This is a genomic window from Desulfobacter postgatei 2ac9, assembly GCF_000233695.2.
GTDB lineage: Bacteria > Desulfobacterota > Desulfobacteria > Desulfobacterales > Desulfobacteraceae > Desulfobacter > Desulfobacter postgatei.
Genome location: NZ_CM001488.1, coordinates 2,358,208 through 2,380,869, shown reverse-complemented (window position 1 = coordinate 2,380,869; position 22,662 = coordinate 2,358,208). Strand labels below are relative to the sequence as shown.

At 47.3% G+C, this 22,662-nt stretch carries 16 protein-coding genes; 9 read left to right on the top strand and 7 right to left on the bottom strand.

Features of this window, described 5'->3' with window-relative positions:
- Positions 1 to 8: 8 nt before the first annotated feature.
- The 7 genes from DESPODRAFT_RS10860 to DESPODRAFT_RS10835 all read left to right on the top strand — a co-directional run bounded on the left by DESPODRAFT_RS10860 (position 9) and on the right by DESPODRAFT_RS10835 (position 9,899).
- Positions 9 to 1,625 carry a peptide chain release factor 3 gene (locus DESPODRAFT_RS10860; RefSeq protein WP_004073477.1) on the top strand — a complete coding sequence of 539 codons (1,617 nt, stop codon included), beginning with the start codon at positions 9 to 11 and terminating at the stop codon, positions 1,623 to 1,625.
- A 74-nt stretch (positions 1,626 to 1,699) separates the two neighbouring features.
- Positions 1,700 to 5,290 (top strand): DUF3683 domain-containing protein, encoded by a 3,591-nt coding sequence (locus DESPODRAFT_RS10855; protein WP_004073476.1) that lies wholly within the window; start codon positions 1,700 to 1,702, stop codon positions 5,288 to 5,290.
- A 1-nt stretch (position 5,291) separates the two neighbouring features.
- On the top strand, positions 5,292 to 6,002 hold the full coding sequence (locus tag DESPODRAFT_RS10850) for a 16S rRNA (uracil(1498)-N(3))-methyltransferase (RefSeq protein ID WP_004073475.1): 711 nt from the start codon (positions 5,292 to 5,294) through the stop codon (positions 6,000 to 6,002).
- Positions 6,003 to 6,048: 46 nt separating this feature from the next.
- Positions 6,049 to 6,210 carry a hypothetical protein gene (locus DESPODRAFT_RS20350; protein ID WP_172635726.1) on the top strand — a complete coding sequence of 54 codons (162 nt, stop codon included), beginning with the start codon at positions 6,049 to 6,051 and terminating at the stop codon, positions 6,208 to 6,210.
- Between the two features lie 78 nt (positions 6,211 to 6,288).
- Complete coding sequence (locus tag DESPODRAFT_RS10845) at positions 6,289 to 6,780, top strand: cyclic nucleotide-binding domain-containing protein (RefSeq protein ID WP_052314741.1); 492 nt, start codon at positions 6,289 to 6,291, stop codon at positions 6,778 to 6,780.
- Between the two features lie 82 nt (positions 6,781 to 6,862).
- Entirely contained in the window at positions 6,863 to 7,693 is an 831-nt protein-coding gene (locus DESPODRAFT_RS10840; protein WP_004073470.1) for a substrate-binding domain-containing protein, read from the top strand.
- A gap of 10 nt (positions 7,694 to 7,703) precedes the next feature.
- Positions 7,704 to 9,899: an EAL domain-containing protein gene (locus DESPODRAFT_RS10835; protein WP_004073468.1), complete on the top strand. Its 2,196-nt coding sequence runs from the start codon at positions 7,704 to 7,706 to the stop codon at positions 9,897 to 9,899.
- Positions 9,900 to 9,932: 33 nt separating this feature from the next.
- On the opposite strand, the gene DESPODRAFT_RS10830 is transcribed toward DESPODRAFT_RS10835, so the two are convergent.
- The 7 genes from DESPODRAFT_RS10830 to rsmG all read right to left on the bottom strand — a co-directional run bounded on the left by DESPODRAFT_RS10830 (position 9,933) and on the right by rsmG (position 19,514).
- Positions 9,933 to 11,693, bottom strand: a complete 1,761-nt coding sequence (locus DESPODRAFT_RS10830; RefSeq protein ID WP_004073466.1) for a cache domain-containing protein — start codon at positions 11,691 to 11,693, stop codon at positions 9,933 to 9,935.
- 160 nt (positions 11,694 to 11,853) lie between these two features.
- Complete coding sequence (gene pyk, locus DESPODRAFT_RS10825; protein WP_004073464.1) at positions 11,854 to 13,284, bottom strand: pyruvate kinase; 1,431 nt, start codon at positions 13,282 to 13,284, stop codon at positions 11,854 to 11,856.
- Between the two features lie 78 nt (positions 13,285 to 13,362).
- A complete protein-coding gene (gene holA / locus DESPODRAFT_RS10820; protein ID WP_004073463.1) occupies positions 13,363 to 14,631 on the bottom strand; it encodes a DNA polymerase III subunit delta in 1,269 nt (422 codons plus the stop codon).
- On the bottom strand, positions 14,618 to 15,388 hold the full coding sequence (gene lgt, locus DESPODRAFT_RS10815; protein WP_004073461.1) for a prolipoprotein diacylglyceryl transferase: 771 nt from the start codon (positions 15,386 to 15,388) through the stop codon (positions 14,618 to 14,620). The genes holA and lgt overlap by 14 nt, the downstream gene beginning before the upstream one ends.
- A 9-nt stretch (positions 15,389 to 15,397) precedes the next feature.
- A complete protein-coding gene (lspA, locus tag DESPODRAFT_RS10810) occupies positions 15,398 to 15,871 on the bottom strand; it encodes a signal peptidase II (RefSeq protein WP_371904991.1) in 474 nt (157 codons plus the stop codon).
- A gap of 20 nt (positions 15,872 to 15,891) precedes the next feature.
- Positions 15,892 to 18,687, bottom strand: coding sequence for an isoleucine--tRNA ligase (gene ileS / locus DESPODRAFT_RS10805; RefSeq protein WP_004073458.1), 2,796 nt, complete (start codon positions 18,685 to 18,687; stop codon positions 15,892 to 15,894).
- A 185-nt stretch (positions 18,688 to 18,872) separates the two neighbouring features.
- On the bottom strand, positions 18,873 to 19,514 hold the full coding sequence (rsmG, locus tag DESPODRAFT_RS10800; RefSeq protein ID WP_004073456.1) for a 16S rRNA (guanine(527)-N(7))-methyltransferase RsmG: 642 nt from the start codon (positions 19,512 to 19,514) through the stop codon (positions 18,873 to 18,875).
- Positions 19,515 to 19,824: 310 nt separating this feature from the next.
- Here rsmG and fusA point away from each other — a divergent pair, with 310 nt between their 5' ends.
- Together fusA and DESPODRAFT_RS10790 are read left to right on the top strand one after the other, a co-directional pair.
- Positions 19,825 to 21,912: an elongation factor G gene (gene fusA, locus DESPODRAFT_RS10795; RefSeq protein WP_004073454.1), complete on the top strand. Its 2,088-nt coding sequence runs from the start codon at positions 19,825 to 19,827 to the stop codon at positions 21,910 to 21,912.
- 26 nt (positions 21,913 to 21,938) lie between these two features.
- On the top strand, positions 21,939 to 22,634 hold the full coding sequence (locus tag DESPODRAFT_RS10790; RefSeq protein WP_004073452.1) for a hypothetical protein: 696 nt from the start codon (positions 21,939 to 21,941) through the stop codon (positions 22,632 to 22,634).
- Positions 22,635 to 22,662: the final 28 nt, after the last annotated feature.

Below are 22,662 nucleotides of genomic sequence, written 5' to 3'. Positions count from 1 at the left end.
ACATATCCATGACAAATCCCATAGATAATAAAATAGACAAGACATTATTACCGGAGATAAAAAAACGCAGAACATTCGGTATTATCAGCCATCCGGATGCCGGCAAAACAACGCTGACGGAAAAACTGCTGTTGTTCGGTGGTGCCATCCAGCAGGCCGGTGCCGTAAAATCCAGAAAAGCGGCCCGGGCCGCCACCTCCGATTTTTTATCCATTGAGCAGGAAAGAGGTATTTCCGTCTCGTCTTCCGTAATGAAGTTTAATTATAAAGATTACGAAATCAATCTTCTGGACACCCCGGGACATAAGGATTTCAGTGAGGATACCTACCGGGTGCTCACTGCGGTTGACTGTGCCGTGATGATCATTGACTCTGCCAAAGGGGTGGAACCTCAGACCCAGAAGCTGATGGAAGTATGCCGGATGCGCAACACGCCGATTATCACTTTTATCAACAAACTGGACCGTGAGGGGCTTGAACCCCTTGATCTTTTTCAGGAGATTGAGGATAAGCTGCAAATTGAGTGCGTACCTTTGACCTGGCCCATCGGCATGGGCAAGCGGTTTAAAGGGGTGTATAATCTGGAAGAACAGCAGTTGGGAATTTTTACACCGGGATACACCCCTAAAAATGACGACGGGGTATTGATTAAGGACCTTGATGACCCCATGCTGGATGAAATGATCGGGGAGAGCCTGGCCCATCAATTGCGCGAGGATGTGGCACTCCTTTCCGTGGCTGCAGAGCCCTTTGATATTGATCTCTATCTCAACGGTACCCAGACCCCGGTGTTTTTCGGGTCCGCCATCAATAACTTCGGGGTCCGTGAGATGCTGGACGCATTTGTCCGGATTGCACCATGCCCCGGAATGCGGCCCACAGCGACCCGGGATGTGGACCCGGCAGAAGCTGCTTTTTCAGGGTTCACATTTAAAATTCAGGCCAATATGGATCCCGAGCACAGGGACCGAATCGCATTTTTCAGGATCTGTTCGGGAAAATTCACCAAAGGCATGAAGGTGCGGCACCACCGCATTGGAAAAGATATCAAAATTGCCAATGCCACTATCTTCATGGCCCAGGAGCGTTCCAATGTGGAAGAGGCATATCCGGGGGATATTATCGGCATTCATAACCACGGCACCATCAAGATCGGGGATACCTTTACCACCAAAGAACCCTTGAAATTTTTGGGCATTCCAAGTTTTGCCCCGGAACATTTCAGGCGCGTGCTGCTTAAAGACCCTTTGAAAGCCAAGTCTCTGACAAAGGGGCTGACCCAACTGGCGGAAGAGGGTACCATTCAGGTCTTCCGCCCTTTGCATGGCAACATGCACATCATCGGTGCCGTGGGTGTACTCCAGTTTGACGTAACCATGGCACGGCTGAAGGCTGAGTATAATGTCAATGCAGGATACGAGCCCATTGACCTGTCCGTGGCCCGATGGGTGGAATGCGAAAACGAATCTTATTTTAATGACTTTATACGAAGAAACGAATCCAGCCTGGCCCGGGATGCCGAAGGGCGCTTGACCTTTATGACCACCAGTGAATATCAGCTTGGGTTTACCAAGGAGGACTGGCCGGACATCGAGTTCCACAAAACCCGGGAACACAATGAATAGAATTGACGTCCAGGCCCGTCTGCAAGATATTTAATTTTTGACTTGGTGCTAAAGATGACCATCTTTGAAGTATTATGCGAGATCCTTTTAGAAAAATACCGTTTAACTATACCTCGGCCGGTGACGACCAGATCATTGTACATTTATTCGGCAATGAAATCCTAAGCACCATTCATCTTCTGGAAACGCTTAAAGGCACAGGACGCTCCTCCCGCCTTCTCCACCGTTTCATGGGGGACCTTTTCATCATTCGCAGGAATGCCTTTTTGTTCCAGGAACTGGTGGAACATCCCATGCTGAGACGGCGGCTGTTTGCCGAATTCGAAAATGACCTTTTCAATATTGCCGGACATGCCGAACACGACGAGGTCCGCATCGTGCTTGACGCCTGCAGATCCGCACTCCGGCAGCTTAAAACACAAATAAATTCCGTGGCAAAGGAACAGGCAAGGATGTCACGGCTGCTTTCCCCTGTGATCGGCAAGGCCAATATCTGCTTTGACCCCTTTAACATTACATCCCATGCCACGGACGCTACGGACTGGCGAAGATACTCGCCTGCAGCCGTACTGCGGCCGGACCGGGAAGGCCAGATCCCCACACTGGTCGGAAAATTAAAAAAATTAGGATTTCATATCATTCCCAGGGGCGGGGGCACGGGGCTGACCGGCGGGGCCACGCCCCTGGCACCGGACTGCATTATGATCAATACGGAGAAACTGAACACAATTTTTCCCATTGAATACCGCAAAACAAAGGACGGCATGGCGTATGCCGTGATGCCCATGGAAGCCGGCGTCATCACCCAGGATGCCAAGGATGCGGCCGCTGCCCAGGGCTATATTTTTGCCACTGATCCCACTTCTGCCTGGGCCTGCACCATTGGCGGCAATCTGGCGGAAAATGCCGGCGGCAAAACAGCCGTGCTCTACGGCACCGCCATTGACAATGTCTTGTCTTTCAGAATCACCATGCCTGACGGTCACCTGCTTACCGTGGCGCGCCAGGACCACCCCTTACGCAAAATCCGGTACGAGGATACGCTTAATTTTGTGGTGAAAGATGAGAAAGGTAAGATCCTTAAAACCATTGAACTGACCGGGGCGGATGTCCGAAAAAAGGGACTGGGCAAGGATGTCACCAATAAGGTGTTAGGCGGTCTGCCCGGGTTGCAGAAAGAGGGGTGTGACGGCATCATCACCTGGGCCGAATTTATCCTCTACCCTGAGTTTGCACACAAGGCGACCTGCTGCATTGAATTTTTCGGCAATGACATGACCGAGGCAGGCAAGGTGATTAGGGAAATCTGTACCCGGTTTGATAACAGCGATCCCGCGCTCATGGCCCTGGAACATTTTGACGAAGAATATATCAAAGCCATCAAATACAAGACCAAGCGGTCCGTGGGAGACCGACTGAAAGCCGTTTTGCTCATTGATATGGTTTCCAATGATCAAGCCCTCCTTGATCAGGGTATGCGTGGTATAGAGACAATCCTGGAAGCCTATGACAAGACCGGACTCTCCATTGCCCAGGACCGGGCCGAAGCGGCCCGTTACTGGGAAGACCGCAAACGGCTCGGTGCCATTGCCGCTCATACCAATGCCTTCAAGCTCAACGAAGATATTGTTCTGCCCATTGACAGTCTGGCCGATTTTGTAAGGTTTGTTGACCAAACCAATGTTGAAGAGAAAAAATACACCCAGGGCCGGATTATTCAAAATATCCTGACATATCTTGAGACGGCCATTCCCCTTTCCGATCCCCAGTGGTTAGGAAAAAAGGTGGGCCGGATCAAGGATATTGCCTACGGTATCCGTAAAAAGCTCGACATTGCGTCCCGGGACGCCTTGGAAGCCTTTATTCACACCAAAAATTTCCACGGCCAGATCCAGGATCACCTGCATGGATACAGCCTTGTTCTCTCGAATGTGGAACGCATTTACAATGACACCTTGAGCCGTCTCGTTGTCATTGCCACACACATGCATGCAGGGGACGGCAACGTACATGTCAATATCCCGGTGTTTTCCAATGATAAGGAGATGCTTGCGCGGGCCCACATGACCGCGGATAAGGTCATGGCAAAAGCTGTGGCCCTTGACGGTGTGGTCTCCGGCGAGCACGGTATCGGTATCACCAAATTCAAATACCTGGATGAGAATCAGGTGAAGAAATTTGACGCATATCGAAAACAAGTGGACCCCAACGGGCTGATGAACCCGGGAAAATTGTCCGAGCCTGATATTTTGAATAAAGTGTTCACCCCGTCATTTAATCTTATGAAACTTGAGGCCCAGATCCTCAAGCACGGATCTTTGTCTGATCTTGCCGCAAACATTTCCCATTGCGTTCGCTGCGGCAAATGCAAGCCCCAGTGCCCGGTATTTTATCCGGCAAGGAACATGTTTTTCCATCCCAGGAATAAAAACCTTGCCCTGGGCGCTTTGATCGAGGCGTTGCTTTACATTACCCAGCGGATCCAGTCCACAAAATTCAAGGTACTCAAAAATCTTGAACAGATTGCCGATCACTGCACCATTTGCCACAAGTGCCTTGACAAGTGTCCGGTAAATATTGATTCCGGGATTATTTCCATTGAGGAACGTGAAATCCTTAAAAAAATGGATTTCAAGCATACGCCCGTATCCACCCAATTAACCCTTGGCTATCTGGGTACCCGCAACCAGACATTGAACCCGATCATTCGTACAGGGCTTTTGACAGCCGGCAGTTCTGCCCAGCGTGCGGCGGTGAAAGTTGCAAAACCCATCTCTTTGATACCGGCGTTAAAGGAAAAAAGAGTACTAAAGTTGCTGCACGCCCCGGTATCCCAACCCGGACTTACCACGCTTCGGGCATACCTGCCCCCTGCGGACAGAAACCAGGCCATTTTAATAAATCCTCCCGGAAAAGTTATTTCCACGGTGTTTTATTTTCCAGGATGCGGCAGTGAGCGCATGTTTTCCGATATCTCAAAGGCAACCATTTTTCTGCTGCTTTGCCAGGGCCACCAGGTGGTGCTGCCGCCCCCATACATGTGCTGCGGGTACCCGCTGAAGGTCAATGCCCGGAAAAAGGAGGCCCAAAAAGTGTCGCTTGAGAACACCATTATCATGACCCAGATTCGGGATATGTTCAATGACCTTGAGTTTTCCGGCTGCATTGTCTCCTGCGGCACCTGCATGGAATCGTTGTCCGATCAGGGTATAACAGACCTGTTTGATGCAGGCCTGTTTGATATTTCAGGATATCTGTTTGAACATGGTCTGACAGCAGCGACGCCCCAAGCTTGCCTTTATCATGCCCCCTGCCATGACAGTTTGAAAGGTATGGCAGTTGCAAAGTTGGCCCGGGCCGGAATTGAGGCCCGGGACGTGCCTTACTGCTGTTCTGAAGCCGGAACCATGGCGTTGTCCCGGCCGGATATCAGTTACAACATGTTTTTAAGGAAACAGGATGCCATAAAGACGGCACGTCAGGGCCTGGGTACGGTAAAGCCAAAAATATTGACCAATTGCCCTTCCTGTGTCCAGGGTTTAGGCCGCCAGAACCAGGTGACTGCCGTGCACATGGCCGTTGAACTGGCACAGCTAACAGGCGGTGCGGACTGGATGAAACAGTTCCGGGCATTGATCAGAAACATGGAAATCGTTACCTTCTGACATGAACCTTATACTGCTGGAAGATCGCGACTTCATAAGCCCTGATCGGGTAAGGCTCCAGGATGACCGGTGCAGACATATTATCCGGGTGCTCGGGGCAAAACCGGGTGATACCCTTGTATGCGGAAGAAAAAATGCAAAAATAGGCACCGGTCTAATCGTGTCCGAAAATATGCAGTCCGTTGAAATGGAAGTCAACCTTGACCAGGACCCGCCGGCACCTTTGCCCCTGACCCTAGTGCTGTCGTTACCCCGCCCCAAGATGCTTAAACGTATCCTTCAAAGCCTTGCAAGCCTGGGCGTGAAAGAAATTTTTTTGATTAATTCACGGCGGGTGGAAAAAAGTTTCTGGGATTCGGGCGTATTGTTGCAAGCCGATATCGAGCGGCATCTTGCCCTAGGTCTTTGCCAGGCCAGGGATACCCTTGTACCCCGGGTACACCTGAAACGTTTTTTCTCTCCCTTTGTTAAAGAGGAACTGCCGGAACTGGGTAGAAATAAAAAAAGAATTCTTGCCCATCCCAAAGCGCACTCCTTCTGTCCGGTGGGGCTGAATTCTGATACAGTGCTTGTGATCGGACCGGAAGGCGGCTTTATTGATCTTGAAGTCCAGACCCTTGTGAACAAAGGGTTTGAATCCATGACCATGGGTCCCCGGATTTTACGGGTGGAAACTGCAGTAACCGCGCTGGTTTCCAGACTTTTTACCTAAATTTTTAAGCTGTTGTATTCAGAGGATAAAAAAAGAGATGAACAAAATGGATAAAAAAACAGAAATAGTCAGACAAGAGGCCTATGAAAGCCTGCCCCCCGCTATTAAAGAAAGTCTGACGCCCGAAGAAAAAGAACTGTTTCTGACAGCCGAACAATGGCCTGAAAGTCTTTTCACCAAACTGGACGAATTTATCACTAAGGAATAGTGCCTGTTGGATTCATTGAGTTCAACCGATCTGGAATTTATACTCAACAAATCCAATTCTCAAATGACCGGAAAAAGCATGAAACCTAATGATCGGCAGAATGCAGCTGGCCCGCCCCAGGAAAAATATGCCAGATATGCCCATGTACTCCAGAAAACAAAATGGGCCAGGGAATTCTCCTGGGAACATACCAAAAAAATATGTTTCTATATTGAACCGGTGATAGCTAAACCGGGTGCCATCGTGTTCAAGGAAGGGGATACGGACAAAAGCCTGGGAATTATCGTCAAGGGTGCCATTGACATTATTAAGGAAAACACCCGGATCACCACCCTGACCAGTTCCCAGACTTTTGGCGAAATGGCCTTGATCGACGGTGAGCCACGCTCTGCCTCGGGCATCGCCGTAAAAGAAACCGTAATTTTTTTCATGACCCAGGACAATCTGATTCGCCTGACCCAGGACGATCCACAATTAGGGGTCCAACTGCTGTGGAAAATCTCCAAGCTTATCAGTCAGCGGTTACGTCAGACCACAGGGATGCTTGTGGATTATATGGGAGAATATTAAATTCCCATTTTTCATAGAAAATTAATTGGGTCTGAGCTATACTTTCAGCTCTGTTTATAATAAAAAAAAGGGGGGAAAAGTGATGATTCATTTAAAACAAAAATACTGTTCCTTGTCCGTATTCGTTTTAACACTTATATTTTTTTATTTCACTATAGCTGCATGCTCAGCTGCCATAACAATAGGTGGAACCGGTAATGCCCTTGGCACAATGAAATGGATTGCCCAAGCATATCAAGAAGCAAATCCAGACGTTCAAATTACATTACTGCCAAGTATCGGAAGCAGCGGTGCCATAAAAGCAGTCCCTAAAGGCGCTATTCAGATCGGCCTCAGTGCCCGGCCTTTAAAAGATGCTGAGTTGGAAAAAGGACTTGTTGCCGTTGAATACGCCCGTACACCAACGGTTTTTGCCGTATCAAACAGGACAAAAATTGATGCCGTCACACAAACACAACTCGTGGACATTTATAAAGGTGTTTTAAAACAATGGCCGGACGGCTCCACCATTCGTCCCATTATCCGCCAGGCCGGAGACGATAATACCAAACAGATAAAAGCCCTTTCTCCTGAACTAAAAAAAGCGGTAGAGATTGCCGAAAACCAGCAGGGATTTCTTTTCGCTTCAACGGATCAAGAAGCGGTGGACAAGATTGAGAACACACCCGGCAGCATCGGGGTGACATCTTTGGCTTTGCTTATTTCTGAAAAAAGAGAGCTTCGCGCATTAACACTTGACGGTGTGGAGCCTAACATTCAGTCCTGCATTGCAGGTGATTATCCGATTATCAAACGGTTTTACTTTATTCTTCCAAAGGAGCGCTCTGCTCAAGTCGATGCATTCCTTGAGTTTGTTTTTTCTGAAAAAGGGTCCGATATTTTAAAACAAAACGGCAATTATCCGGCTCAATAACACGAAACTGATGACTCCTTCCATCCCGGATAAGCTTGATAAACTGCTCCTCCATCTATCCTTGACCATATCCATAGTTGTGGTCTTCGGCCTTCCGGCAGTTTCCGCTTTTATTGCATATAGTGATTTATCAAAAGAACTCACTTTCAAGGCTCGGATCAAAGCCAATGCGCAAAAAGAAATGATCACAACACTTCCGCAAACATGGATGTTTGCAGAAAACCGGATGCAGGGAATCCTTGCCCGGGAACCCGTTCTATTGGAAAACGAATTTGTGCAGATTTTCGATGATCAAGGAAATGAACTGACTTCAGCCGGGGAACCCATAAAGGGCCGTTTTATACAGCGAAGCTACCCGCTCTATGATCTATATCGGATCGTAGGAAAGGTTGTTGTGAGTACGAGCCTTTCCCATGTCATTCACAACACTTTGGTCAGCAGTGTTCTTGGGTTGTTTATGGGGTCCTTAGTTTTGCTGGTACTCTGGTTCCTCCCGGTTAAAAAACTTCGTCGACTTTCCACTGAATTGTCTGAAGAAAAACAACAGGCAGAGGTTACACTCCAGTCAATTCATGACGGCGTCCTCCGTACGGATAAAAAAGGAAGCCTTGTCTATCTTAATCCTGCTGCAGAGAAACTCATTGGCCGTTCATTTTACGAATTAAACAGGAAAGCCATATCTGAAATTCTGACACTAATTGACGAGCAAACCAATTCAGAAGTTGAGAGTGCACTCTACAAGGCAATTAATACAAAAAGATCTGCCTCCTGCCAAGGGCGCTGTTCTCTTATTTCCCATGACAATCGAACAATAGCTGTGGAAGAGCAGGCCGTTCCCTTACTGGATAACAGCGGAAAATTGATTGGCGGCGTACTCTGTTTGAGCGATGTCACCATTTTTCGTAAACGACTGAAACAACAATCCTGGCAGGCATCCCACGATTCATTGACCGGGCTGATTAATCGCCGTGAATTTGAGGAAAGGGTTGCAAAGGCAATTGAGCGGGCTCAAGTTGAGAAAAGATCAGGGTTGCTTTGTTTTATGGATCTTGACGGATTTAAAATTGTTAATGACACCTGTGGTCATAATGCCGGAGATGAACTGCTTATACAATTATCACGGATCATAAGCGCTCAGGTTCGGACCAGTGATTCAGTGGCACGTCTTGGCGGAGATGAATTCGGCCTTCTCCTGGACGGATGCGATGAAGAACGCGGCCGGATAATCGCCAACAGTATTCTTAGCGCCGTCAAAAATTTCCATTTTTTTTATAATGGCAAAAGTAATACCGTTGGGATAAGCATCGGTATGACATCTGTCACCAGCAGGAGTCGTAAGGCCAAGGATGTTATGAGTGAAGCTGATTCGGCCTGTTATTGGGCAAAAGAATCCGGCCGCCACCGCCTTTGTATTTTTCAGGACAATAAGGCGGAGTTGACAGCCAGGCGAAATGAAGTCAGTTGGGTGGAACGTATAAAATCCGCACTGGAGGAAGATCGCTTCTCTCTTTACTATCAGACGTTCCAGACATTGAGCGATCGTACCGGCCCCCGACAGCATCTGGAAATTCTTTTACGATTGGTGTCTGAGAGTGGGGAGCTTATCCCGCCCGGTCGTTTCTTTCCTGCTGCCGAGCGGTATAACTTAATGCCACAGATTGATCAGTGGGTGATCAATAAAGTTTTTTCAGAATTTCATAATATACGTGCTGATCATGGAGATTCCGGCCTGATGGTGAACATCAACCTTTCAGGAGCTTCAATCAACTGTCTTGAGTTATGCGATTTCATAAAGGCAAAAATTACCCAATACAACATTGATACGACATCTATCTGCTTTGAAATAACTGAAACGGTTGCTGTAAGAAATCTGCGTGCCGCAACAGATTTCATAAATGAATGTAAGCAAATTGGTATCCAATTTGCTATTGATGACTTTGGCACCGGTGCAAACTTTTTTAGTTATTTGAAAAACATACCGGTTGACTATTTGAAGATTGACGGCAGCTTTGTAAAAAACATTGAACAGGATGAGGTGGACAGGGCAATGACTGAAACAATTAATCGAATTGGACATCTTCTGGGAAAAATTACCATTGCTGAATTCGCTGAAAACCAACCCATCATTGACATATTGAATGAAATTGGTGTTGATTTTGCCCAAGGGTTTGGTGTTTGCAAACCCATGCCCCTGATTAAAACATAGTCTCAGCATAAAAGTTACCGATAAAGCATTCAATTAAGTTGCGTTCTTTATAGGCCCTAATTCTCCCTTATCTATTTCTGACAATCCCAATAAATCGACATTTTCAGCTTTGATGAGCTTCAGACAGGCGTCCACAGAAGGAGCATGATATCGAATTCCCCGACCATTGCGTATCTCCTCCAGTGCTGCGTTCATGCCCAGAGACGGCCTGTAGGGACGGTGGGATGATATGGCCTCCACCACATCGGCAACCGTCAGTATTTTTGATTCAAGAAGAATTTCCTTATCGGTCAAATTCCTGGGATAACCTGAACCGTCAAGATATTCGTGGTGCTGGTATACCATTTCCGCAACCGGCCATGGGAAATGAATATTTTTCAAGATATCGTACCCCACCTGGGGATGGCATTTAATGATTTCATGCTCTTCGTGGGACAACATCGTCGGTTTAGACAGGAATTCGGACGGCAGGGCAATTTTGCCGATATCATGTAAAAGTGCGGCAAAGTGAAGTCCTTCAATCTGATGATCTGAAAGTCCAAGTTCTCGTGCAATGGCACAGGCCAATCGGTCAACCCGTGTCTGATGGCCGGCAGTGTAAGGATCACGTTTTTCCGCAGCGTAGGCCAACGACTTCACGGTCTCCTCAAGGTTTGCGTGTAGGACGTCTCGACTCTTTTTAAGCTCTTCCATGGCCTTTTTTCGGTCCGTGATGTCCCGGGTCACCCCTCTGTAGCCCAAAAGCCCGCCGTTTTCCGAAAAAACCGGCACTGCATTGTGTTCGACAACCACATTCTCGCCGTTTTTTTTCTGGCATGTAGTTTCAAATCCTCTAAATGGTTTTTGGCCGCCAAGCAGATTTTCGAAGGTTTTCTGATACAGGTTCTTTAAATCTATGGGCACGAAATCCATGATGGTTTTGTGTATTGCCTCTTCCGAGGAAAAACCCAACAACGCCTCCACCCTGGGGCTTGAATAGGTATACTGACCCTTTTCATCGCTTTCCCATATCCAGTCACTGGTGTTTTCCAGAAGGCTGCGAAATCGCTCTTTGCTTTTTTTCAAGGAAATATTCAGTACGTTTCGTTCAATGAGGGTGCGCATCAGTACCCTGTCGGCCTTCATTGTCTGGCGAATGGAATATAGTGACAGCATCAGGACGATGCCCAGAATAGCTGTGGAGATGGCGATAAACCTATTGCGTATGGCGTCGATCTCCGCATAAATGTCACTGAGATACATACCGGTACCCACAATCCAGCCCCACGGTTCAAAGCCTTTGATGTATGACTGTTTATCAGTCATTTTGTTGGGATCGTCTTTCCATTGCCACTGATAATCAACATACCCGACGCCTTTGGTCTCAACCACCTCTTTCCAACTAAAATAAAGCGTTTTGAAACCTGAATCCTGAATCTCCTCAATGTCCTTGTTCACAATATCCGGGCGATACGGATGCAAAATCATCCGTGGCGTCATGTCGGCAATCCAGAAATAATCTTTTTTTTCAGGACCGTACCGGAGTGTACCGATCCGGAGGAGTGCCCGTTTCTGAGCTTCGGGCCGGGTCAGTTCGCCGGAGAGCTCCCGTTCGTGGTAGTTTTCAACCAGGCTCCAGACCGTTTCGGTTAACTCGCGGATCAGTTCCTTCTTCCTGCTGATAAAGCTTTGTTCAATATGAGGAAGAAAAACAATAAACATAGCAATGACATAAAGAAAGATTGTCAAAAGTGCCGGCACTGCAATTCGCCGTGAGGTGGTCTTGAACATCTTCCGCATGGCATTTTCCAACATATGACCCGCCTCCCCCCAAAAAATAAAAATAACTGCTTAAATTTATTATTAATATGTTTTCATAAATCTATAACAATGTCAATCTTTCCGAAAGACAAACCAAAACGCCTCTGAATTTCCTACAAAATAACGCTCCACTTCCCAGAACCGTAAGTTAAGCTTATTTTTGAATCAACGCGCATTGGGTGCTGAAATTTTTTGCATTGCTGATCTCAATAAAAGAAGCACCCAGTTCAGGCCCGAAACTGCCGGAAAGCACAATAATCCGGTCGTCATCTTTAAAATTTTGGTCTTCAATTAAACGACAGATGGAACCTCTAACTGATTCCCTTGGACTTGCCCCCAGAGGTATGTACTCGGAGAATACCCCAAAGGACAAAGAGAGCATGCGCATCACTTTTTTATCGTAAACCTGGGCGAAAATCGGGCTGTCCCCCCGGTAGGCGGCCAGGGCCAAAATAGTTTTTCCGGAAAGAGAATCCGCTACAATTCCTCTGGTATTCAACCGCAGGGAAGATTTTACTGCCGCCTTGGCAAGATAGTCTGTCAGTTTGTCTTTACTTGAATAGGGGACATCAACGAATGAGCTTCTTTTTTCCTCCACCTCCCGGGCAATCCTGGCCATGGTCAGCACTGCTTGTTCAGGATATTTACCATTGGCCGTCTCACCGGAGAGCATCAACGCGTCAGTATGATCCAGGCAGGCATTGGCCACATCAGAGACTTCGGCCCTTGTGGGCCGTGGCGAATGAATCATGGAATGCAGCATCTGGGTGGCCACAATAACAGGGCGTCTACGTTCTATACAGGTTTGAACAATATCTTTTTGAATCAAGGGAATTTTTTCAGTTGGAATTTCCACGGCTAAATCACCCCTGGCCACCATCACCCCATAGGCATGTTCCAGAATTTCCAGAAGATTGTCCACCCCTTGGGCATTCTCAATTTTGGCAATGATTTTGATTGAAGATTTTTTCTCATCAAGAATATTTTGAACGGCCAGAACATCATCTTTGTTGCGAACAAAGGAGTGGGCAATAAAGTCAAGATCCTGGTCTGCGGCAAATGCAATAAACCCCCTATCTTTTTCGCTTAAAGCCGGCAATTTAACATGAACCGATGGAATATTGACACTTTTTCTGGGGTAAATTACCCCGTCATTCTCCACGAAACAGTTGAGATAGCCGTCCGCCTTCTCTTTCACTTTCAATGCAATACATCCGTCATCAATGAGAATGGAAGAACCAACCGGCACATCATCGACAAAATGCGAATAGGATACACAGATCACATCCGCTTTCGAAACTCCGCCAGGCTCTCCTTTGATCCGGATATAATCCCCGGAGACAACGGACAAAGGCTCTTTGGCGTCACAGGTTCTGATCTCAGGGCCTTTGGTATCTAAAAGAATACCGATCTTGTCCGACACCTTGCGAGTATTTTCAATAACTTGCCTGGCATCATCATGACTCATATGAGCCGTATTCAAACGCACCACGTTCATTCCGGCCCTATAAAGAGTTTCAATGAATTCCACTGAACAGTTCAGGTTGGATATGGTCGCTACAATTTTGGTTTTACGCCTTTTCAAAGCAGATCTCCTTTTCGGCACAATGCCATGATAAATTTTCTAAGACCCGGCAACGGTACCGCAAGAAAAAAACAGCATTTATTTGCCAGGCCTGCGGCACAGGACCATAATAAAATTCTCAAGTCCTGTAACAGTATCCCCCCCGGAGGATTTAATACGATAATCAAGATCGGCAAGTGTAGACAATGCGCATGTCAGTTCTTCCAGGGCAAAGTTCTCAGACTTTAAAAAATTCTGAAATATAGGATAGGCATTTTTTGGATTGGGCGCCAGCAAAAGATCATTGACCGGCAGCTTGCCGGAACGGGTCTCATCTTTATCGTTCCCAACCATAAAAAGGCCCATCTTTTCTTCATCCGCCTTCAGTGCGTTTGAATCCCAATCCATCATTGCAGGCAAAAGCATCTGCTTGAACGCATTGAACTGCATATATTTTAAAGAAGAGCCCCCTGCCCTGCCCGTATTCAGACTTGTTGTAAAACATTTGATGGCTAAAAGTCTTCTGATCTGGTTTTCAAAAGTTTTTAAAATCTGTAGCGGATGAAACCCGTCCGACAATAAGCCCGATAATACGGTAAGTGCTGTAGAGACATCCCGGTCCATCACCGCATTGGTCAGGGTAAATATGGGGTCTTTTTTATCCTTGTGTACCACAGCCCCAACATCAGCCACTGAAATCCGGTTTCCGCCCCCGGTATATGTCAGAAGTTTTTCAATTGCATTTGCAAACAACTCCGGATTAAATCCTGTCTGGTCCACAAGGGCTGCAAAGGCATCCGGGGCCATCTGCTTTCCTGTTTTTAACAGCATCTGGCGGCTGATATCCTGCAGCACGGCCTGCTGTTCTTCAATGTCCGCCTTTCTTGCGCCCGTGGCAACACTGCAGTCCACCACCAACCCGTGTTCAAGGATAAGCTTGTATATCTTTTTTCTGCGATCCGGTGTACCCGTGGTAAAGACGAGCACATGATTGTCAGGGATGCCCTCTTCAACAAGACGGATCAAAACTTGAAGATCCTTATCACTGTAGCTGATCTCACCGGCGGACGCTTTTAATACAAAAAGCGGGGCATCTTTTACCGCAATGACTTTTCTGGTTCCAAGAAAAGAAAACGTACCGGCCTGTTCGGCAATCTCTCCCACGGGTGTTGTTTTCCCGTCCAGGAGATCAAAGCCGAACTGTTTTGACTCCCCTTTAAGCAGTATCGGAACAAGGGTATCCAACGCCTTGCGTACCAGAAAGGATTCCCCGCAAATGAGCACGGTTTTAAGTGTATCAGCCTTTGATAAAGCATCAAGAGAGCCTGCAAGGGACTTGTATGTGACCAGGTTCTTAACGGGTGCCATGCCGGGATCTCAATTTGATGATCATGAATATCAAGGCAATGCAGGAGATCAGCAATCCGATACCCTGGGACAATGACAGAAAATCAAAAAAGAAGTTACCCCTGAAATCCCCCCTGAAAAATTCAATAATTGACCTGAACAGGGAATAGAGCAGAATGTAACTTAAAAAGACCATGCCGTTGAAGCGTTTGCGCTGCTGTATGGCCAGAAGAATCAAAAAAAGAACAAAGTTGGAGGCAATCATATAGAGCTGAGTGGGATGCAACGGGGTATTAAGGGGAGCCAAGCTGTCCGGATTCGTAAAGGTCAGGGCAATGGGTAACGTACAGGATTTGCCGTAACAGCATCCGGCAAAAAGACAGCCGAAACGGCCCACGGAGTGACCTAAAGCAAGGCCGGGGGCCAGAACATCAGCGGTTTTCCAGATATCCATTTTTTTGACACGCAAGAATATAATCGCCCCAAGGGCTCCGCCGATAAAGCCCCCGAAAAAAACCAGACCCCCGTTCCAGATTCTAAAGATATCAAGAAGATTATCCCGATAATCGTTGAAATTAATAAGCACATAAAGGATACGGGCGCCGGCAAGAGCGCTGAACAATATGGTAAAAAAAAGATCTGATACCATCTGATTCGGAACACCATAAAATTTTGCATTCCGTTTTGTAAACCAGATAGCTGTGATAAAGCCCAGTGCCACGAAAAGGCCATAAGTATAAAGCTTCAGACCGCCGGCCTGAAAAAGGATCGGATGCATGGGTACCTCTTATATTTCAGGCAATTTGTTGAATACTAGGTGGTAAATTAATATGCCCATTCCAATGGTAATCGCTGAATCTGCAATATTGAAGGCCGGCCAGTGAAGGGAGCCGGCATAAAAATCCAGGAAATCAACAACTTTGCCAAACCGGAACCGGTCAATCAGATTCCCTATAGCCCCCCCGAAGATCAGGGCCAGGCCATAGGATAAAAAAGTGTGGGATTGGGCTGTTTTTCGGTAAAGCCAGAGTACAAACAGGGCAACCCCGGAGGATAAAAATAAAAAAATGAATTTTCTGATCCCGGGGGACTGTTCGGCAAAAAAACCGAAAGCGCCCCCAGGATTAAGTATATGGGTGATGTTAAAAAAATTGTCAATCACCGTAATATTGGCGTACAGCGGCAAATGTCTTACAATAAGCCATTTGGTGATCTGGTCCAGCAAAATAACACAGATACTCACCAGGGCAAGCCGCCGCATGGGTGCTGAAAAACCGGCCATCATCCCAGAATGGTTTTAAGGGCCTGGGTGCAGCGGGGACAGGCCGTGGGATGATCCGGATCCGTTCCCAGATTTTCATCAAACCGCCAGCACCGTTCACATTTTTCACCGGAGGCCTTTGCCACCTTTATGGCCAGGCCTTCGATCTCCTTGCCCTGGTAGACATCCCCGTCAAGGGTCTCCACCACCCGGGCGTTGGACACGATAAAAATGTCATTGAGATCAACATCCAGGGATGCCACCTTGTCTGCAATGTCCCCCGGGGGCAGTTTAATTTCAACGGCGGCATCCAGGGGATGGCCGATGAGTTTGGCTGTTCTTGCCTCTTCCAGGGCCTTGGTTACCTCAGCCCGCAATGCCCGGATATTTTCCCACTTGGCTGCAAGTTCCCTGTCTTCAAGAGCATTATCAAGGCTGACCATATCTTCCATGTGAACACTCTCTTTTTTGATCTCTCCCAGGGGCATGTGGGTGTAAATCTCTTCGGCCGTAAAGGGCAGAATCGGTGCCATGATTTTTACCAGGGCGTCCAGTATCATAAACATAACGGTCTGGGCATCTTTACGTGTATCTGAATTTTCGGGACTTGTGTAAACACGATCCTTGATAATATCCAGATAGAAAGATGAAAGATCCACCACACAAAAATTATGCAGGGTGTGATAGATCACATGAAATTCATAGGCATCATAGGCTGCCCGGCACCGTTTTACCACATAATGCAGGCGGTGGAGAATGAACCGGTCCAGCTCGGCCATATTTTCAATGGGCCGGACCTGGGACGGTTCAAATCCGGTGAAGTTACCTAAAAGAAACCGGCAGGTGTTTCTGATCCTTCTGTAGGCATCCGAAAGCTGCTTGATGATATTATCGGAAATACTGACATCTCCCCGGTAATCCGCCGAAGCCGCCCAAAGCCGTAACACGTCGGCACCGTATTGGTTGATCACCTTGTCCGGGGCCACAACATTGCCCACGGATTTAGACATCTTATGACCCTTTTCATCGACCACAAACCCGTGGGTAAGCACGGCCTTGTAAGGGGCATGGCCGGTTCTGCCCACAGCGGTCAGAAGTGAAGAGTGAAACCAGCCGCGATGCTGGTCAGAACCTTCAAGATACATATCTGCCGGACGTTGCAGCCCCTCTCTTTCCTCTAACACGGCGGCATGGCTGACACCTGAATCAAACCACACATCAAGGATGTTCTGATCTTTGGTAAACGTTGTTGAACCGCACTCTTCGCATACCGCACCATCAGGCATCAGATATTGCGCATCTTTTTCAAACCAGATGTCCGAAGAAAATTGAGTAAAAAGTTCATGGATACGGTCCACGGACTCCCGGGTCACATATACCTTTTGACACTTGGTGCAGTGAAATACGGGAATGGGAACCCCCCAGGAACGCTGGCGGGACAGACACCAGTCCGGCCGATGCTCAATCATGGCATAGATACGCTCCCTGCCCCATGACGGAATCCAATGAACATTGTTAATTTCATCAAGGGCTTTTTGCCGCAGTCCCAGGTTGTCCATGGAGATAAACCACTGGGGGGTGGCGCGGTAAATGACAGGCTTTTTACAGCGCCAGCAGTGTGGATAGGAATGGGACATGTTTTCCTGCTTAAGCAGCGCCCCTTTTTCTTCCAGGGTTTTATTGATTTCGGCATTGGCCTTAAAAATAAACTGGCCCTCAAACAGCTCAACCCCTTGGGAAAATGTGCCGTTATCCTCCACAGGTGAATAGCACTCCAGACCATAGCGATTGCCTGCAATATGGTCGTCGGCACCGTGGCCCGGGGCCGTATGAACACAGCCGGTTCCAGCCTCAAGGGTGACGTGATCCCCCAGAATAATTAACGAATCCCTGTCATAAAAGGGGTGTTTGCAGTTGCGGTTTTCAAGATCCTTTGCAGACAAATCGGCAATAATGGCATAATCTGATATCCCAAACTCACCCATTACAGTTTCCACAAGTTCTTTGGCTATGATCAGGACGCCCTGATTTTGTGTTTTAACCGCCGCATAAACAAAATCCGGATGCAGGCACACACCCAGGTTGGCCGGCAGCGTCCACGGGGTGGTGGTCCAGATGACAACAGAAACGGTTTCCCCGTCTGCATCAAAAAGATCTTTGGCATTGTCCTCTACAGGGAATTTAACATAAATGGATGGGGAGGTGTGATCGTGGTACTCAATCTCAGCTTCCGCCAGGGCCGTCTCGCAGTTGCAGCACCAATAAATGGGTTTTTTACCCAGGAACATATCCCCTGACAGGCCAAATTCTCCACACTCTTTTGCAATACATGCCTCATAGGGGTAGTCCATGGTCAGGTAAGGCGCATCCCAATCCCCTGAAACCCCGAAGCGTTTAAACTCTTCTCTCTGGATATCCACAAATGACGCAGCATACTCCCGGCACTCCCGGCGCACCTCCACCGGGGTCATCTCCTTTTTCCTGCTGCCCAGCTTTTTGTCCACATTGTGTTCAATGGGCAGACCGTGGCAGTCCCAACCCGGGACGTAAGGCGCGTTAAAACCGCACATCTGCCGGGATCGGATGATGATATCCTTTAATATTTTATTGATGGCATGGCCCATGTGAAGATGGCCGTTGGCATAGGGAGGACCGTCATGGAGAATAAAAAGGGGCTTGTCCTTGGATTGTTCCCGCAGTTTTTTATAAATGTTTTTCTGCTCCCAGGCTTTGATCATCTCAGGTTCCCGCTGGGGCAGGTTGGCCTTCATTGCAAATTGGGTAGAAGGCAGGTTCAGTGTTTTTTTATAATCCATTATTCCTAGATTCCTTTTGCCTTTCGAATGCGGTTTCAAGTCTGTATATGAAAGTCAAAATAACTTATTGAATTACTTTCATGTTTCATTATGGGTTGAGTCCGGGTGTTGATAGACCAGCCCAGCCCATGACTGTTGTTATCGAACTTTTCTTTGTAATGGCAGCAAAGGCAAAAGTCAAGAATTTAGCGAAATTCAAGGATAATAACAGCTCTTGAGGCATCTACAAAAGGCAGGCTATAAGGCTTATGTGTAATATGAAACTGCCTTTCAAGTTCAGATGTGATTTCTTCTGGGGCATGCGCCCCTTTCAGGGCATAAATCCTGCCGCCGGGCACCAGCATGGGAGAGGCAAGCCTTGCCAGTTTACCAAGATCCGCAAAGCCCCTGGCCGTCACTGCATCATACATCTGAAAATGACCGGGATCCTTGGCAAGGTCTTCGACCCTTGCATGCAGCGCGCGGATGTTCTCAAGCTTTAAGGTGCGTACCACGTGGTTTAAAAAGCTGACCTTTTTTCTGACCGCATCCACCATGGTGACATCAAGGTCCGGACAGATTACTTTCATGGGAACAGCAGGGAATCCTGCACCGGAACCAATATCCATTATCCGTGACGGCCGTTCCACAAACATGGCCGCAGCCAGCGCATCCACAAAATGTTTATATGCCACAAGGCGGATATCCGTTATGGCGGTCAGATTAATTTTGGCATTCCAGAGCTGCAACTCCCGGGCATGGGCAGCCAGCAAAGCCGTCTGGTTCGGCGACAAATTCAACCCAAGAAAATCAGCACCCTTTTCAAGGCAACGACAAAATTCCTTCATTTATATATGTAACCTATTATTTTTTTTAAATGAACTCTGGTTTGCACTATTTTTTTTATGAAACAAAAAAAATCGACCAATCTTATAATCTGCCTTCCTTAAATTCAACAATAAAAAACATAATTATATTTGATTTTTTTTAAAGAATAGTGTATCTTACTGTTTTCTATTTTATTGATATTTTATTTCTGGAATAATTTAATAAGATCATAATAAAACTATAGTATGAAACATAACGGCTGGGCTTTTGGCAATGGTCGCGCTTAGCATTTGTTTCAAAGGATTTTTTTATTTTTAAGGACAAAACAAAATGATCAGAGATCTTGAACGGGTAAGAAATATTGGAATCAGTGCCCATATCGATTCCGGTAAAACCACGCTTACTGAACGGATTCTTTTTTATACCAACAGAATCCATAAAATCAACGAAGTCAGGGGCAAGGACGGCACGGGTGCGGTGATGGATTCCATGGAACTGGAAAAGGAAAGAGGCATTACCATTGCTTCTGCCGCCACCCATTGCGAATGGAACAACCACGCCATCAATATTATTGACACGCCGGGCCATGTGGATTTTACCGTGGAGGTTGAACGGTCATTGCGGGTTCTGGACGGCGTTGTTCTTGTTCTTTGCTCGGTATCCGGGGTACAGTCCCAGTCCATTACCGTTGACCAGCAAATGAAACGCTACGAAGTCCCATGCATTGCGTTTGTCAATAAATGTGACCGTTCAGGCGCCAATCCGCTAAAAGTTTGTAAACAATTAAGAGATAAACTCGGTCATAATTCCGTGATGCTGCAACTTCCCATAGGCCTTGAAGACAAGCATCAGGGTGTAATCGACCTTGTGAAAATGAAAGCCTATTATTTTGAAGGCGACAACGGGGAACAAATGGTTGAAGCCGACATCCCTGCCGAGCTCAAAGATGATGCCGAAGCTGCCAGGGAAGAGATGATTGATGCCGTATCCCTGTTCTCCGAAGAACTGACGGACGCTATTCTTGAGGAAGCTGAAATTACCGAAGAGCTGATTATGGGTGCGGTCAGGACCGGCACCATCAGACGGGAGATGACCCCGGTGTTCCTGGGTTCAGCATACAAAAACAAAGCCGTCCAACCCCTTTTGAACGCTGTTATCAATTACCTGCCCTGCCCTCTGGACATCAAAAATGAGGCCATGGATCTGGACAACAACGAAGAGACAGTAATTTTAGAGAGTGATTTTGACAAACCCACAGTGGCACTGGCCTTTAAACTGGAAGACGGCCAGTATGGTCAGCTGACCTACATCCGTGTTTATCAGGGTTGTGTAAGTAAAGGCGACACCCTGATCAACGCCAGGGACCATAAAAAGGTTAAAATCGGCCGTCTCATCCGGATGCACTCCAATCAGATGGAAGATGTGGAAGCTGTTCCGGCCGGTCATATTGGTGCTATGTTCGGCATTGACTGCGCATCGGGCGACACCTTTGTTTCACCGAATATCAACTATTCCATGCTGGCCATGCACGTTATGGAACCGGTTATCTCCCTGTCCATTACCCCCAAGGACAATAAAGCCCAGATCAATATGTCCAAGGCCCTGAACCGGTTTACCAAGGAAGACCCCACATTCAAGACCTATGTGGATCATGAAACCGGAGACACCATTATCCAGGGCATGGGTGAGCTTCACTTGGAAGTATACGTGGAGCGTATGAAGCGAGAATACAAGGCCGAGGTAGCCACAGGCCAGCCCAGGGTGGCTTACAGGGAAACCATTACCCAGAGAGCCCCGTTTAACTACACCCACAAAAAACAGACCGGTGGTGCGGGTCAGTTCGGCCGTGTGTCAGGTTTTATTGAACCCTCTGAAGAAGAATTTGAATTTGTAAACAAGGTCACCGGAGGCCGCATTCCCACCCAGTATATCCCGGCCTGTGAAAAAGGCTTTCAGGCCTGCCTTGCAAAGGGCCCGAGCCTTGAATTTCCGGTAACCGGCATCAAGATCACCCTCGAAGACGGTGCCTACCATGCCGTGGACTCATCTGAAATGGCATTTCAGGCAGCAGCCCGCGGCGGTTTTCTTGAAGCTTACAAAAAAGCAAAACCTGTTATCATGGAACCTATTATGAAGGTGGTTATTGAGACCCCCAATGAGTTCCAGGGTGCCTGCATGGGGCTGATTAATCAGCGGCGCGGCATTATCCAGGGTTCCCAGGAGGAAGGGACCATGTCAGTCATCGAATCCCAGGTTCCGCTGTCCGACATGTTCGGCTTTTCTACGATTCTAAGATCCGCCACCCAGGGCAAGGCTCAGTTCACAATGGAATTTTCTTTATATAAACAGGCTCCCCAGTCCGTGGCAGAGGAAATTGCCAAGAAAAAAGCCGAAGAAAAAGCAGCTAAAAACAAATAAGACCTTTTTGATATAAGAGAGGATATATGCTTAAAAATGACCTCATTTTAAAAAGTCCGGCAGAAAAAGCCATTGGCACCAAAAACATTACAGGTGGTCAGTTTGGTGCCGTACTTTCCCGGGCCGGTGTAGGCAAAACCGGATTTCTGGTTCAAATTGCCCTGACACGTCTGCTAAGCGATGAAAAAGTGCTTCATATCAGCCTGTCTGACACCATGGAGAAAATCAACATCAGATATAATGAAGGGTACGCCAGCCTTATTGACAGCATCGGCTATGTTGACGCCCAGGTTGCCGAACGTTTGTGGGATGAGATACGACATCATAAAACAGGAATTGCGTACAACGATTCCACATTTAATGTAAACAAAATCAGAGATTACCTCAACAGTTTTAAGGGGGCTGATCTCCCCCTGCCCACCCTGATGGTCATTGACGGTCTTAATTTTGATACTGACCTTTCAGAGGTGCTTGCTGATTTAAAGCAGCTTAATCGGGATTTCGGCATCTGCATCTGGTTTTCCATGCAAAGCCACAGAGAAGAACCCCTGAACCAGAACGGTTATCCGGTTCAGCTGGAAAATTACGATGAGCTGTTTGACAAGGCTGTATTCCTTGTGACCGTGGAAAATAAAACCCAGGCCATTGTGCTTAAAGACGGAGACAGGGCAGATCAGAAACTTTTGCTGGATCCGGCTACACTGATGCCGGCAGAAGAATAGATTGCCTGTATCAATAATCCCGTCTTGA

Bases quoted from the DNA above. Each gene is read 5' to 3' on its own strand.
- rsmG (WP_004073456.1), bottom strand. From the start codon at position 19,514: ATGAAGGAATTTTGTCGTTGCCTTGAAAAGGGTGCTGATTTTCTTGGG.
- DESPODRAFT_RS10830 (WP_004073466.1), bottom strand. From the start codon at position 11,693: ATGTTGGAAAATGCCATGCGGAAGATGTTCAAGACCACCTCACGGCGA.
- ileS (WP_004073458.1), bottom strand. From the start codon at position 18,687: ATGGATTATAAAAAAACACTGAACCTGCCTTCTACCCAATTTGCAATG.
- DESPODRAFT_RS20350 (WP_172635726.1), top strand. From the start codon at position 6,049: ATGGATAAAAAAACAGAAATAGTCAGACAAGAGGCCTATGAAAGCCTG.
- DESPODRAFT_RS10850 (WP_004073475.1), top strand. From the start codon at position 5,292: ATGAACCTTATACTGCTGGAAGATCGCGACTTCATAAGCCCTGATCGG.
- lspA (WP_371904991.1), bottom strand. From the start codon at position 15,871: ATGCGGCGGCTTGCCCTGGTGAGTATCTGTGTTATTTTGCTGGACCAG.
- DESPODRAFT_RS10855 (WP_004073476.1), top strand. From the start codon at position 1,700: ATGCGAGATCCTTTTAGAAAAATACCGTTTAACTATACCTCGGCCGGT.
- DESPODRAFT_RS10790 (WP_004073452.1), top strand. From the start codon at position 21,939: ATGCTTAAAAATGACCTCATTTTAAAAAGTCCGGCAGAAAAAGCCATT.
- DESPODRAFT_RS10860 (WP_004073477.1), top strand. From the start codon at position 9: ATGACAAATCCCATAGATAATAAAATAGACAAGACATTATTACCGGAG.
- lgt (WP_004073461.1), bottom strand. From the start codon at position 15,388: ATGCATCCGATCCTTTTTCAGGCCGGCGGTCTGAAGCTTTATACTTAT.
- holA (WP_004073463.1), bottom strand. From the start codon at position 14,631: ATGGCACCCGTTAAGAACCTGGTCACATACAAGTCCCTTGCAGGCTCT.
- DESPODRAFT_RS10835 (WP_004073468.1), top strand. From the start codon at position 7,704: ATGACTCCTTCCATCCCGGATAAGCTTGATAAACTGCTCCTCCATCTA.
- DESPODRAFT_RS10840 (WP_004073470.1), top strand. From the start codon at position 6,863: ATGATTCATTTAAAACAAAAATACTGTTCCTTGTCCGTATTCGTTTTA.
- DESPODRAFT_RS10845 (WP_052314741.1), top strand. From the start codon at position 6,289: ATGAAACCTAATGATCGGCAGAATGCAGCTGGCCCGCCCCAGGAAAAA.
- fusA (WP_004073454.1), top strand. From the start codon at position 19,825: ATGATCAGAGATCTTGAACGGGTAAGAAATATTGGAATCAGTGCCCAT.